The following is a 15,457-nucleotide window of genomic DNA, read 5'->3' as shown; positions in this document are numbered from 1 at the left end:
CTTCTTTTTTTACTTACCTAAGAATGACTTCTACAATTACTACATTCGTAAATAATTGTAATATTGCAATACACACAAATAAAAATCCCAAATATTATATTGGTATATTTATTGTATGCCATTCAAGAAGGGCGACCGTCTTTTAAGCCGCCCTTCTGTACAGCGTTTTACTATTTTGCAAATGGGCTTTTATGATCATAAGCATTATTATGAACAACATCTGAAATCAAATACTCATAAATATGATCAACAATTTCAATGCCGTCTTTTTCATATGCTTCTTCTCTTTCAGCACTTCTTTGTCCTGGATAGTATACTTGGTCATATCCTGGAGCTGGTTTAATCTCATTCAAGTCTTGCATTGTTTGAGATATAGCTTCTTTAAAAGAACCTAGTCCAGTGAAAAATTCCGGATTAATAACAATGTGAAGTTGGCCTAGATTTCGCCCTTCAGTTAAATCATGATACATAGAAGATACTTTGTTTCCAAATGGTAGACCTAACAGAATACCGGAAAGCACGTCAACCATCATCATTAGTCCATATCCCTTTGGTCCAGCAATCGGTAACAAAGCATTTACTTTAAATGGATCTGTCGTTGATTCCCCGTTGCTGTCAACTGCCCACGTATCAGGAATTGGTTCGTTCTTCGATCTTGCATGGAGAATTTTCCCCCAAGCCTGTACAGTAGTTGCCATATCGAAAGTAATATGTTTACCGTCTTTTCCTGGTGCAGCAAACGCAAGTGGATTCGTTCCATAATAAGGTTCTGCTCCACCAAATGGAACAACCATTGGGTCAGACTGACATACAGAAATACCAACTAAATCGGCATCTGCCGCTTGCTGAACAAAATAAGAAAGGGCACCACTATGACCAATTCTTCTTACCCCTACTACAGCAATTCCATTTTCCTTGGCCATTTTAATCGCTTCATCCATAGCCAATTTCGCCCCAACGTGTCCAACGCCATTATCACCGTCAAATATCGCTGAACAAGGACCTGTTTTTTCAAATTTAAAATCAGGGTTGTTATTAAGTCCACCTTTAGCAATACGTTCAGCATAATACTCAACACGCATTGCTCCATGAGAATGAACACCTCTTGCATCAGCATGGACAAGTACATCTGCAACTCCAGAAGCATGATCTTCCGTTAGTCCTGCCTTATGAAGCTTTTTAGAAATTAACTCATGCAATTGCTCTTTTGATAATCTCATTCCTCATCACCCTTTAAATTCGTCTTTACCCATTTTTACTGTAAAAAACTACTTAGCAAACGGATCTTTATGATCGTATTTGTTGTAATGAATAGTATCAGATACTAAATATTCATATATATCATCTACGATTTCAATTCCCTTTTGCTTATATTCCTCTATTACAACATCATTATTTTGACCAGGGTATAATACTTTTGAAAATCCTGGTGCAGGTTTGATTTGATTTAAATCATCCATTGTTTGAGAAATATCTTTCTTGAACTGGTTAATCGCACCGAAGAATTCCGGATTAATAACGATATGAAGTTGCCCTAATTTACGGTATTCTGTTAAATCTTCATACATAGAAGATACTTTGTTTCCGAATGGAAGCCCAAGTAAAATACCAGATAATACATCAACCATCATCATTAGGCCGTAACCTTTAGGTCCAGAAATCGGCAATAATGCATTCACATTAAAAGGATCTGTTGTTGGTTCGCCATTTTTATCTACTGCCCATGTATCAGGAATAGACTCATGCTTTGATCTTGCATGAAGAATTTTTCCCCAAGCCTGAACAGTTGTTGCCATATCTAAAGTTATATGTTTTCCTTCTTCAGAACTTGGTGCTGCAAAAGCAATTGGATTTGTACCATAGTAAGGCTCCGCTCCCCCAAATGGAACAACCATCGGATCGGATTGGCAAACTGTAAGCCCGATCAAATTTGCTTCTGCTGCTTGATGGGTAAAGTAAGAAATTGCACCACTGTGAGACATATTACTTACTCCAACGATAGCAATACCATTTTCCTTCGCCATTTTAATGGCCTCATCCATTGCTAACTTGGCAGCTGTATGTCCGTTTCCGCCATCCGCATGGAAAGTACCTGAACAAGGACCTGTTTTTTCAAATCTAAAATCAGGGTTTGTATTAATCCCGCCTTTAGCAATTCGCTCTGCATAATAATCTACACGCATCGCACCGTGGGAATGAATCCCTCTTTCGTCTGCAAATACAAGTACTTCTGCTGCTTGTTCTGCATGATCTTCTTTAAGTCCAGCCTTATTTAGCTTTGTTTTGATTAGACTTTTTAAGTCTTCTCTTGTGATTCTCATATTGACACCTCATAAATTCCAAATTATAGTTCTGGGTCACGATTACAGTCTTTTGAGTAAACATAAGTCAATGGTTCTCTTCCAACGGCGTAAGCTGCTTGATGCACATAAGGAGCCATAAAAATGTAATCATCTTTTTTGACTGGAATCCATTCATTATCAAGGTTATACATACCTTCACCTGATAATAGGTAAGCACCATGTCCTTGGTAATGTGTTTCAACAAATGGGTGGCTAGCTGCCGGGTCAAATGAAAGAATGTGGAAGTTCATGTCGAAAGCAAGATCTAATGGTAATAGATCTTTAAGATGTACATTATGCATATCGTCATAGTCAGCATACTCAATAGCATTCGCGTGACCTGAAACAACCCAAGGCTTGCGACCTTCTAATGGATTATGTTTTTGTTTGTAAAGGAATAGTTTAGAATCACCTGATTCCATATTTTCCAAGTACATTGTTACGCCAGGTGGGCAATATAAGTATCCACTTTCTTCTAAGACAAATTCTTGGTCATCCGCTTTTGCCTTCACTTTACCGCTTAGAACATAAACAAAGCATTGTACATCTTCTTCACCACAGTAACCTTCACTGTTTTTTCCACCTTCGTGCATGGTAACTACATAGTCAACAAAGCTTGCACCAAGTTTTGGTGAACCTAAAATCGAAATTCTGCAATTTTCAAATCCAGGAATCACGTTATTTACTAACCCCTCTGGAGCGATTAGTGCATATTGACCTGGCTTGATAATAGATCTGCTTGAAAGTAAGTCTTTTGGATAACCCATTGTTACATTCTCCTTTGTTTACCTTTATTTTTATAAGTACATCAAATACACAATGTTATTCTTTATAGCCCAATTCGTAAAGTGCACCAATAAGTGCTTTCACACCTTCAGCTAAATCTGCTGGCTCTGTAAATTCAGCTGGATTATGGCTGATCCCTTTCAAACTAGGAACAAACAGCATTGCTGTTGGTACGACAGGAGCAAATATTTGAGAATCATGTCCTGCACCGCTATGCATTACTTTATAATTAAGACCATTTTGTTTACATTGTTTTTCGATTAGTTCAACAACCTTTTGATCCATTGGAACTGGATCTTCATCCATCCACATATCGATATCCATTTCCACTTCATGTTCTTTAGAAATGTCTTGCATTCTTGCCGTCATTTGTTCTGTGAAAGAAATAATGGCTTCTTTATCAGTATGACGAACGTCAATTGTGAAAATAACTTTTCCTGGAACGACATTCACGATGTTAGGATAAGCTTCGAATTTACCAACTGTTGTCACAAGTGGATCTCCGGTTTTTCTCGCCATCGAAATAATTTCATGAATCATTTGGCTCGCCGCAAAAACAGCATCTTTACGATAACCCATTGGCGTTGTACCTGCATGATTAGCTTCACCTGTTATTTCTACCGTATACCGTCTTTGCCCAACAATGTTGTTTACTACACCAATTGCTATTTTTTCCGTTTCTAAAACGCTTCCTTGCTCTACATGAACTTCTACGAAAGCTTTTAAATCTTTGCGAGGACCTTTTGATTCTTCAGTGAAACCAAATCCTGCATTTTTCATCGCTTCCACAAATGGAATTCCGTCGAAGTCTTTGATGCTTTCCATCTCTTCACGTTTAGCTAAGCCAACAATGTTTTTGGAACCCCAAAATGAGTAAGGGAATCGGCTTCCTTCTTCTTCAGCCATCGATACGATTTCGATGTTTCTTACTGGTTGACCAAAATGTTTTTTCAAATATTTCAATGCAATAATTCCAGCGACAATTCCATATGCGCCGTCAAAACGGCCGCCATTTGTTACAGTATCCACATGGGAACCAGTCAAAACAGTTTCGTTAGTGTTTTTCCCTGTTAACGTCCCGTATAAATTTCCTATTTCATCAAATCTAGCTTCTAGACCTTCGTTTTCCATCCATTCTTTTAAAGCGTGCTGACCTTCAACCCACTCTTTTGTATAGAGTAAACGAGAAACTCCGCCTTCTGGATCTTTTCCAAATCCACCTAACCATTCAAGCTTGCCAGCTGTTTCTTCAGCTAAATTATCAAGCTGTTGTACTATATCTTTTACTTCGTTCACCTATTTCACCATCCTTTTCTGCGCTATGTAATTTCTATAATTAGTTTGGTAACGCTTCTATTGTTTGTAATACATGGGGATAGTATGCACCGAATTGTCTTTCATTAACTTATTGCTACACTCTACATTTTAAACCTTGCACTTAAAATAGTCTTTAGCACTTTTAGATAAATATAGATATTCTATTTATCCGTTTTAGCTATATTATATTTATGTTATAAATCATCGTATTCGTCACTTTGTTTGTAAATCAGTTGTATCAGTAACCGTGTTCGCTATATCCTTTTGTTCACCCTTGCCTTCATTACCATAAAGGTCCCATTTGAAAAGGTTCTCTAATATTAGAGCTATGATGATTCCCACTAGTAACCCACTGCTCAGCACTGGACGAATTACACTTGGAATAGTAACGAAATAAGTAGCAGGCAAGGTCATAATAACTACACCTACAAATAACGGAACAGCCGAACGATATACATTGACTGTATTAAATTCAACCTGTTTAAAGAAATTCAAGGAAGAATTTAATAGAAGTAAATAAGATACAAATAATGCTGCACTACCAATACTTAAAGGAAGCTGCGAGAAAAAGTGACCAATCGGTGGTATAAGACCCATCACCAAGAACATAAATCCTCCAAGAACAAATGGAATTCTTTTTATAATTCCTGTCTGACTTAAGAAACCAATAGAAGATACGTAAGGTGAATTTGGAACTAGCCCAAAAATTCCTGCGATAAAAGTGAAAATACCTGTAATTGTAAAGGAAGCTCTGTATTCCGATTTAGTCGTTTCCACCTGATACATGCTTTCCGTTCCTTTTAACGCACCAAATGTATTTGCAGAGTTTAACAATCCTGCGATCACTGTCGTCATAATAATTCCTATGTCCCATGCAGGTTTCCCTAATGGAAATAGCTCAAGACCAAACGATGTAGCTTCACTAACAGGATTTTCCGGTTTGAAGATAAGCGCATAAATAATCCAACCACCGATAATTCCTATAAGTAAACCATAACGTCGAACACTTGAAGGCGCCTTTACACTAATCACAATGACAATAATCGCTATAACGATCGATAACAAAGAAACGGCCACATCAATATGCGCATCCTTAGCTTGGTTACCAAATGGAATGCCTAGCATCCCTTTTAAAAAGATACCAATTAATTGACATCCAAATAAAAACATAAATACGCCCATTACGGCAGGTTTAAATAACTTGGCTATACGAGGTCCCAAACCTGTTATACCAATTAAAAAAGTCAAAATCGACGTTATGATAATTCCAACAGTTAAACTACCGCCTAAAATCGGTAAAGGCATTCCTTGCGCCACAGCTGTAGAACATAGCGTTAAAATTACACCCCACCATAGTCCGGATTGCCCTTCCATGATGGCCCGCTTATGCCCTAAAAACGCTTGAACGATACATGCCAATCCTGTCACGATAAAGGAAAGTTGAAGCATATTGACAATTGTACCCGGCGAAAGTTCAAAAGCCGATCCGACAGTTATCGGAATAACAACTATGTTTGTAAAAATAAAAAAGAGCCACTGTAACCCTGAAATCCAGTTGCTTGATTTTAATAACTCGTTAATAACAATCACCTTTTCTTTTATGAATAAACAGCAAGCTTGATATCTATTAGAACACCTACGAATGTAAGCAAAGCAGATGAATAATCAAATCCCTTCATCTCTTCACGGACTTCTTGCAAATTGCTGTTTGTCCACTACATACCGCATACCCGAAGAAGATATGAACGAAACTTGTTTTGTTTCTCTTAAAGAAGAAATTTCTACGCAATATCGTCTGGGCTCTTCAGTCATGTTCTGCCAAATATGTTTTAGCTGTTGTAAAAATGTTTAGTTCGTTCCACACTAACGCTAAAAAGACAGCACAAATCCTCTGTCGGCACAATACTCCAAGACTTTTTGTTTCTAAGCCTTCATGATTGCGGACAAAGTTTTTCAACCCTTCCAATTTATCTAGAACTGGTACATCTTCCTAGGATGACGATGAGTCTAAAAATACTGGTTGGCACTATCCTTTTACTTTTAACCTTTATCTATTCTAGTCTACAGCTATCGATTAAAATTGTCATTGTTTAATATGACTAATTTATGCTTTGATTTTTGTTTACTTTTAACGTAAAATAAACGGCATAGAAGCAAGAGAAATTTTTCTTATGGAAATCTTTAAATAGAGAGGGTATTCGCATGAAGACCATAAATGATTTATTTATATTGGAAGGCATGAAGGAATCTGTTGTACTAGCAGGCCATCGTGGTCTAACAAGAAATGTACAATCCGTAAATATATCCGATACGCCTGACGTGATCAATTTTTTAGCTGCAAACCATCTCCTTCTTTCAACTGGATATGCATTTAAGGATGATACAGAGAAATTCTGCGAGTTAATCCGACAAATGCATGCTATGAATTGCTCTGGCCTTGTTATCAAAATTAATCGCTTCTTTCATCAGTTGCCATCCGAAGTAAAATTATTAGCTGATGATCTTGCATTTCCAATTATTGATTTACCGACTAATCATACATTGGGGGAAGTTTCCCGCCATATTTTGAATTATTTGAATGATCATGAGGCAGAACAATTGTATTATGCTTTGCATGTGCAAAGAGAGTTTTCGAATATGCTTATCAAAGGATACAGTTTAAGTGCTCTAATAGAACAATTAGGCTATCTTTTGGCTCGCCCAGCCCTTTTATTGAATCATAGAGGGGAAAAGATTGCTCAAAGTCATGATTTTGCAAAAGGATCCATGCAAGAGATTAAACAAGAAATCCTTCAGAAAGTGAAGGAAGATTTATCTATTGCACGAGAAGGGACGACGTTTTCAATCCCATCAAGGGAACATCAAACCATTTCGACTTTTCCAGTCCAAACAAAACGTCAATACCCAAGTATGCTCGTCATTTTCGATTCACTCACCTTACCTTACCCTTCTTCCCAAATGGCAATTGAGCAAGCAGGCAATGTCATTTCGTTTACAATCATAAAAGAGCAAGCAATCGAAGAAAACTCGCGATTGTTAAAGAATAACTTCTTTGCTGATTTAATCGAAATGAAAATCCATTCCGACGAAGAAATTTTTAGCCGTTCGAATTATTACGGGCTTCAAAAGGGAATGGAGAACGTCTGTGTAGTATGCACAATCGATGCACAAGGGGAAATATATGAAACATTGCAACTTTACGAAAAAAAAGTTGGAGAGTTGCATAATAGTGTGTACGATCAGCTAGAAGATGAGATTATAAATGAAAATTTTAAAGCTACTTTATTTACTAAAGGAAAGTACTTTGCCATGATTTTACAATTCTCAAAATATACAGACGAAGAAATAAATACGATTACAAATTTTATAGAAAATGTTCAAGCAAATTTTCATGGAGACTTCACTCTATCTTTCGGAGTAAGTCATTCAGTTCCATCGCTTAAAGAAATACCTACTGCTTATTATGAAGCTGTAGAGGCGATATTAACAGGATATGAACAAAGCTTAAAAGGATTTATCAAGTATTACAAAACAAGAGACTTGGAAGAATTGCTAAAATCCCTTCCTCGTAAAGACTTAAAAGCCCTTTATGAAACTACACTAAAATCATTAGCCTATCCAAAAACAAAGGAAGATCAGGAACTAATCAAAACGATTCAAGTTTACTTAGATGCCCAATGTGAGTTTTCGGAAACAGCTAGAAAGTTATTCGTTCATCGCAATACTGTGAAATATCGAATAGCAAAAACGGAGGAAGTACTTAACTGTTCCCTCCGCGATCCGGTTGACTCTTTGCGAATTCGCGTAGCCCTTATCATCGGTTCCATACTAAAAGAAGACGATGAAACATTTAGCCAATGAGAAGTGCATGGCTAGTTCCATAGCGACAAAAAATCCCAAACCTAATTTGGTTTGGGATTTCTTTAATTATGCATTCACTTTTTTAGAAGCTGTAATTTCTCCATTTTCAAATACAACTTCACCAGCTACAATTGTTGATTTAACTTTCCCTTTAAACGTCATACCTACATAAGGTGAATGTTGGTGACGATAGAATAAGTCTTCATTTTTAAGTTCAAAGCTTTCTTCTAAATTTACAAGCGTTATATCAGCATCGAATCCTTTAGCAATTGTTCCTTTGCTATCAAGCCCAAATAATTTCGCTGGGTTTGTCGCAGTTAAAGCCACAATTTTTTCTAAAGGCAGGTTTCGTTTGAAATACCCTTCTGTTAACATAACGTTTAATGTTGATTGAGCACCGGAGATTCCGCCCCAACCTTCAAAATAGTTATCTGTTATTGTTTTCATAGAAGCCGGAGCTGGAGAATGGTCAGATGCAATTACATTAATCTCTCCATTTGCAACCGCAACCCATAAATCTTCTACTTCATCTTCATCACGTAACGGAGGACAGCATTTCGCCAATCCACCTTTTTCTTCTAAGTCTTTTACTGTTAAAGCTAAATAATGCGCGCAAGTTTCAACAGTAATATCAACGCCTCTATCTTTTGCAGCTTGAATAACTTCAACAACTTTTCTACTACTTGCATGGACAACATGGACTTTACAGCCAGTTGCTTCTGCATAAGAGATAATTCTTCTTACAGCTTCAATTTCAGAAATGATTGGTCTTGATTCAACGAAATCTCTTGCAGTCGTTTTACCTTGCTTTTGCTTTTCATCCGCAAGCTGATCACAAATAACTGTGCTTTCAGCGTGAACAGCAAGACGAGATCCAAGAGAAGCAATTTCTTTCATTCCTTTGAAAATCGTTTCGTCGTCCACATGATTGAAATCAGCGATACCGCTCGGTGACATAAACGCTTTAAATCCGATGACACCATTCTCATGTAGTTCTTTTAAATCTGCAATATTTTCAGGAACAAGTCCGCCCCAGTAACGAGGATTTACAATGGATTTTTCATCTGCACAAGCCTTTTTTAGATCCAGGTTTTCTTTGTTGATCGTTGGCGGTGTACTGTTTAATGGCATATCGAAGAACGTTGTAACTCCACCAGCAGCTAAGCTTCGGCTTCCTGTTTCAAGCCCTTCCCATTCAGTTCTTCCAGGCTCATTAAAATGGACATGCGTATCTATTAAACCAGGTAAAACATGAAGACCCTCTGCATCGATTACTCGATCAGCTGAACCTTGAAGTGATTGACCAACTTCTGTGATTTTGCCGTCTTTAATCGCAATATCCCCTTGAATAATAGATTCCGCTGTAACAATTTTTCCGTTTTTAATGATTAAATCGTATGTAGTCATCTTTCATTCCTCCAAGCATGTATTTCCCATCGCCATTGTCAAGCAAGACAATGACAACGGGACTAGACTAACTATTTAGTTAGCAGAAATTAACTTTCCAACCGGTTCTCCAACAATACCCTTTTCTAAATCGAATACGACGTTTCCACGAACGATTGTTTTAGTTACACGACAGTCAATTTTTCTACCTTCATATGCACTATGTTTGTTTTTATAATAAAGGTCTTCTCTTTTAACTGTATATGATTGGTTAGGGTCTACTAAAATAATATCTGCATCTTTTGAAACAGCAATTTCACCTTTATGTGGAATGTTAAAACGTTCAGATGGATTCGTTGCAATTAAGTCAACAAATTTATGAACAGCTAATCCACGTTGTTTAACAGCCAAGTCAAACATAAGATCTACGTTGTTTTGGGCACCGCTAATTCCGCCCCAAGCTTCCCACAGATTTCCTTGCTTTAGGTCCTCCGTACAAGGCGAATGGTCAGACGTTAACCAGTCGATATTCCCGTTTAGAAGCTCGTCCCATAATCTTGCTTGATCTTCTGCTTTTCTAATTGGAGGTTGACATTTTGCTCTAGGACCAATTTCATCAACTTGCTCAGCAGTAAAGGCAAAATAATGTGGGCATGATTCAACTGTTACATCTACACCTTCTGCACGTGCTTTCAAGATAGTCTGTATTGCCTCTGAAGTACTAATATGAACAAGATGCAATTTACAACCAGTTTCTCTAGCAAAAAGAATCGCACGCGACACAGCTTCTACTTCCGTAAAAATAGGACGTGATTCTGCATATTCTACTCCTGAATTTTTGCCTTCTCGCTCATATTCTTTAGCAAGTCCAGATGTAACAGATGCATTTTCTGCATGGATACATAGAATTTGATCTAACTCAGCTAACTTTTGCATTCCTTTGTATAGTGTGTAATCATCCACATTTACGAAGTCTTCCGGAATGTCACTTGTAATATCGGATAAGAAGCATTTGAAAGCAAGAACACCAGCGTCAGCCAATTCTTTTAGGTTATCTAGATTCTCAGGTACGAGCCCACCGTAAAATGCGTAGTCAACGTAGTTTTGGTTAACAGCGGCTTCCAATTTAAGATCTAATGCTTCTTTATTGATAGTTGCTGGTAGTGCATTTAGTGGCATTTCCACATAACTAGTCGTTCCTCCAGCAGCTAGAGATTTTGAACCTGTTTCAAAACCTTCCCACTCTGTACGTCCAGGTTCGCTAATGTGGACATGAGTATCGATCATTCCCGGCATAACATATTGTCCAGTTGCGTCAATAACCTCTTTCGCCTCATCCGTAATCTGTTCAGCAATACAAGAGATTTTTTCGTCTTTAATCCCGATATCCAATTTATAAACACCATCACGTAATACAACATTTCCACCTTTAATAACTAAATCAAAAATCATTTGAATTCCCCTCTCAACTACCATTTTTAACTTACTTTTTCCCAAAGATCAGATCGTTCACTTCTTAAGTTACCTATTCTCCTCATTTAATTCTGGAGTTTTTTCTAACAAATTCCCTTTTAAATGCACAGATTCAAGCACAGTATAAAGGATAAAAGCTGTAATGATCCCTACAAACCAAGACATATCATAAAGCGGTTTTAAAAAGGGTACGAAATTGCCAATTAAACAAACAACACCTGCAATAATTGTGGTGACAATCGCATTTATATTGAAACCCTTTGTATAATGGTACTTACCCTTTTTGGCATCATATAATGCATTTAAGTCAATTTTCCTTTTGGATAAGATGAAATATTGAGCTAACATAATTCCCGTAACCGGCGCTAATATCCCACCAACAATATTCAAGAAAGTGAATACACTCGTTGCACTTTCCATCAATTTCCACGGCATAGTCAGAATCCCAATGATTGCTGCAAGGATTGCACCTGACTTGAAAGTGAGTTTTTTAGGGAATAGAGACGCCAATTGATATCCAGCAGGTACAATGTTTCCCGTAACGTTAACTGATAACGTTGTTAAACATAATGTAAGAACGGAAATAGCGATTGCAAATGTCCCGTCAAATCGTGCCACAACATCAAGTACATTCCATATCGGTGTTCCAAAAGCGATTTCTGAACCAACAATAATTGCGATACTCGCAACCGCAAATAAAATATATGCCACAACTACTCCGACAGTTTGTCCAATTGCTTGAGCTTTCGTAGATTTCGCTAACTTCGTGAAATCTGAAACGTTTACAATCGGTGCTGCCCATGCTGCAATCACTGCTGTTATAGCAGCGACAAAGATAATGAATTTATTTCCCGCGACTCCCGTGCTGGTATGCGCTAAAATAGGGCCAATCCCACCAGCCAAGTTAATGGCCCAAATTGCCATTCCTCCAAAAACAATGTAAACAAGCGGTGAAAGGATATTCGTAAATTTCCCTAAGAATCCCATTCCCCCATATATTAAAGCAACATTAAATAACCAAAAAATTAAAAATGAAAGTAACGCCGGTAATGATAACCCTAATAGGTTCCAATCTCCACCTAACGTTAAATACGTTGGCCACAGCTTTCCAATTAAAATTGATAACGCTTGGCTTCCTGCGTACGTTTGAAAACCGAACCACATAATTGCCGAAATAACCCCTCTTAAAACCCCAGGAATCATCGCTCCTTTTGGTCCATACGATAAACGTAGCAACATCGCAAATGGTAATCCATATTTCGACCCTGCATGACCATTCAGAACTAGCATTAATGCTATGATTACAGAAGCAACCATTATAGCCCCGAAGACTTGCCCCACTGACATCCCTAAAGCGAAAAGACCACCAATAGCAACATAGTTTGGAATGTTATGAACAGAACCCATCCATACTGTGAAAAAATTCCCTATGCCCCAATTTCGATCCACTTCGGTCGTTGGCAAAACATCATTACTATAACCCGCCGCCGTTGCTTTCTCTCTATTGAAATGTTTCAAAATATACCCTCCTATAATGATGCCAATAACTACCCGAGAATTTTGGTTTCCTTCATTGAAGTAACTCTTGTCCTCAATTTAACAATAGGATTCATCGGCAATATGTGATATATTGCTGTTGTCACCCTTAGTAGCGTTATTACCATAATTGTTGACATCATTATTATACAAAATAAAAAGCTAATCTTCTTTAGTATAGTTAACTAAAAGAATCAACTTTTATTATATATATTGAATAACGGAGGGTATCATTTTGTACACTTCAAATAACCTCTTGTTCAAAACAAACAACAAGAATACCTCATTGAGACATATTCTCGATGAGGTATTTTTGAAATATTTTTACTTCTCAAAAATTGTTCCTTTTTTGAAACTTGAGCCCTTAAAGGCATATTTCGATAGAAGGTAATAAGCTACTCCCGCTACAATTACACCAATTATCCATGCCAGCTCTACCTCGATAAATGCAGCGCCTGCTCCGATAAACATCGCAAGTAAACCTGCTGGATTATATCCGGCATAAGAACCTTCTTCATTGTATAATTCAGTAGTTTCTACTCTCTGTTTTCTTAAAATATAATATTCAACTAAAAGTATTGAAATAACTGGTCCTAAGAATGCAGAATAGATCAGAACGAACATATTAAGACCTGCAGCTGATGACTCCTGTACAAGCAACCAAGGGAATGCACATAGAGCAAGTAATCCCGTAATCGTAACAGAAATTTTATATTTTAATTTTGTTAGTAATGTAATAACATACGCTGGTGGAACCACGTTCGCAACCATGTTTGTCGCAATTACTGTAATAACGATAAATAGTGATACACCTGCAGAAATATAAGGATTATCGATTACAACTGGAAGTGCTATTGCAGGATTCGTTATACCTGTTGCAGCAGCTAACATTGCACCAATGACAATAACAAAACCATATGAGATAGTAATCGGGACAAAGTATAATGCTCCGCGTTTCTTATCACTTATACCTGTTTTCAGCTCTCTAGAATAGTCTGCAGCACTTACAAAGATCCCTGCATAATTCCCTAAAAAGACCATAATAAGCCCGAAGAACGGTAGTCCCCATGAACCTTTTGCTTGTACCCATGTTTGAGTAATTTCCGTGCTATATGAAGATACTAGTATTCCAAAAACATAAATAAGTCCTACCATAAACACAATAGATGCAACCGTTTCGACCCATTTAATCGCATGGAAGCCGAATAGTGATATAACAATCTGAAGTACTTGAAGTGCTACAAAACATACAAAAACATTATCAAAGGATCCACCTGTAATAATCTTTACAAACTCATTTAATGCAGTACCACCAATCCAACTTTGAATACCGTACCAAACAATAGCAGGTATACCGCGTAGTAATGATGAAATAACTGTTCCTTTTGTTCCGAAAGACATTCTAAGCTGTACAACGTATGGAATACCTGATTTATAGCCTAGACGATCATTTAATGCAAAGATAGTTGAAATAATCGCAATAGAGATTAGAGCTGCCAACATTGTTTGAAAGATATTTAACGTTGCCACTCCCGCAATAATTACACTTGCTCCTAATGTCATATTCCCGATGTTAACCCCATCGCCAATCCACATGAAAACATAATCTCTTGGTTTGACGGTTCTATCCTGATCGGATTTTGGATGTAGTGATGCATCCAATGCCGTAGTATGCTCAATCTGCGACGCTTTTATATCGTAACTTTCATTTGTTGTAGACATATGTCATACTCCTTTTTTATCGTGTAATGTATTTAAAGCTACGTTTATTTTGGACGATAAATAAAATTTTAATCTGTTACTATTTAATCATCCCACTACATTTTCACTTTAATTAGTAAGATAATTTTTAGTACAAAAGATTATGTTATTATCATCCGAAAACGTTTTCTTTAAGAACAATACTTATTATACATAGCTACATTAGGAAGGTCTTTATATCTATTAAACAAAATGTACAAGCCTTCGCTATATACAGTGCATAACATTTGTTACAATAACAGCTTATTTGGACAATCAATTGTCCATATTGAACAACATTTTTTCATAAAAATATCGAGAACCAAATACAAATCTTCCAATATAGTTAACAAAATCTACAAAGAGTCTTGTGAAAGTTTACCGACATTTTTTCGACCTACTGGATTTTGCAGCATATAATGAGTGGGCTTCCTCACCTCAAAAACGGCTCCATAAAAAACTAGAGCGACAATACAGTTAGTTTTCACTACCCTCTATTTATAAATATCAAACCAATATTTTTGGTGTCTACTTAAATAAAGAAGAAAAGCACTCGAGCACCTTTTCCTTCCCCGATATTGTAAATTGGAATTTTGAATAGAATGAAACGCATTATAGAGATAATGCATCGTAGTGTGTTGTACAAAGTGTCGGCAGGGATTTACGCAGCAGGGCGGACGCTTTCCGTAGGGTGAGCGATGAGCCTTCTGCGTAAATCCAATGGAGTTTGCTTACTTACTCCGTATTGACTTGCAAAAAATAAAACCAACTCCAATTTTTCGGTTACTTTAACCCAATAAATAGCTTAGGGCAACAAATCGTTCATTGAAAGCAACTAATTTCTTACAATAGCGAGTTTACTTAGATTGAGACGACTATGATTTCGACATATTATAGGGATAATAAGCCTAAAAGCCCGCCGAACTCGCCTGGCCGGCATCTGCTCGACTAGTTTGTCGTGTTCAGCTGACTTATTGTCACGTTCGGGGTGTACATTGTCGTGTTCAAAGACTAGT

The 15,457-nt window shown here is 37.2% G+C and carries 10 protein-coding genes; 1 reads left to right on the top strand and 9 read right to left on the bottom strand.

Annotated elements, in window-relative coordinates:
* Positions 1–170: 170 nt before the first annotated feature.
* The 5 genes from allD (ACIQ38_RS17925) to ACIQ38_RS17905 all read right to left on the bottom strand — a co-directional run bounded on the left by allD (ACIQ38_RS17925) (position 171) and on the right by ACIQ38_RS17905 (position 6,035).
* Positions 171–1,220: an ureidoglycolate dehydrogenase gene (gene allD / locus ACIQ38_RS17925; protein ID WP_402826163.1), complete on the bottom strand. Its 1,050-nt coding sequence runs from the start codon at positions 1,218–1,220 to the stop codon at positions 171–173.
* A 48-nt stretch (positions 1,221–1,268) separates the two neighbouring features.
* Entirely contained in the window at positions 1,269–2,321 is a 1,053-nt protein-coding gene (allD, locus tag ACIQ38_RS17920; RefSeq protein WP_402826162.1) for an ureidoglycolate dehydrogenase, read from the bottom strand.
* 23 nt (positions 2,322–2,344) lie between these two features.
* Positions 2,345–3,109, bottom strand: coding sequence for a (S)-ureidoglycine aminohydrolase (gene allE, locus ACIQ38_RS17915; protein WP_402826159.1), 765 nt, complete (start codon positions 3,107–3,109; stop codon positions 2,345–2,347).
* A gap of 55 nt (positions 3,110–3,164) precedes the next feature.
* Positions 3,165–4,424, bottom strand: a complete 1,260-nt coding sequence (allC, locus tag ACIQ38_RS17910; protein WP_402826156.1) for an allantoate deiminase — start codon at positions 4,422–4,424, stop codon at positions 3,165–3,167.
* A gap of 234 nt (positions 4,425–4,658) precedes the next feature.
* Positions 4,659–6,035 (bottom strand): uracil/xanthine transporter, encoded by a 1,377-nt coding sequence (locus tag ACIQ38_RS17905; RefSeq protein WP_402826153.1) that lies wholly within the window; start codon positions 6,033–6,035, stop codon positions 4,659–4,661.
* Positions 6,036–6,647: 612 nt separating this feature from the next.
* Between ACIQ38_RS17905 and ACIQ38_RS17900 the strand changes: the two genes are divergently transcribed.
* Entirely contained in the window at positions 6,648–8,306 is a 1,659-nt protein-coding gene (locus ACIQ38_RS17900; protein WP_402826150.1) for a PucR family transcriptional regulator, read from the top strand.
* Between the two features lie 66 nt (positions 8,307–8,372).
* Here the strand turns inward: ACIQ38_RS17900 and ACIQ38_RS17895 are convergent, their stop codons facing one another.
* From ACIQ38_RS17895 to ACIQ38_RS17880, 4 genes are all read right to left on the bottom strand, one after another.
* On the bottom strand, positions 8,373–9,713 hold the full coding sequence (locus ACIQ38_RS17895) for an allantoinase (RefSeq protein ID WP_402826148.1): 1,341 nt from the start codon (positions 9,711–9,713) through the stop codon (positions 8,373–8,375).
* Positions 9,714–9,788: 75 nt separating this feature from the next.
* The gene (gene allB / locus ACIQ38_RS17890) at positions 9,789–11,144 is read right to left on the bottom strand and encodes an allantoinase AllB (RefSeq protein ID WP_402826145.1); all 1,356 of its coding nucleotides are present in this window, start codon (positions 11,142–11,144) and stop codon (positions 9,789–9,791) included.
* A gap of 69 nt (positions 11,145–11,213) precedes the next feature.
* Positions 11,214–12,683 carry an allantoin permease gene (gene allW, locus ACIQ38_RS17885; RefSeq protein WP_402826142.1) on the bottom strand — a complete coding sequence of 490 codons (1,470 nt, stop codon included), beginning with the start codon at positions 12,681–12,683 and terminating at the stop codon, positions 11,214–11,216.
* Between the two features lie 342 nt (positions 12,684–13,025).
* Positions 13,026–14,423: an NCS1 family transporter gene (locus ACIQ38_RS17880; protein WP_402826140.1), complete on the bottom strand. Its 1,398-nt coding sequence runs from the start codon at positions 14,421–14,423 to the stop codon at positions 13,026–13,028.
* Positions 14,424–15,457 lie beyond the last annotated feature (1,034 nt).

This window comes from Psychrobacillus sp. NPDC096389 (assembly GCF_044762855.1).
GTDB lineage: Bacteria > Bacillota > Bacilli > Bacillales_A > Planococcaceae > Psychrobacillus.
This window is presented reverse-complemented; position numbering and strand designations above follow the sequence as displayed.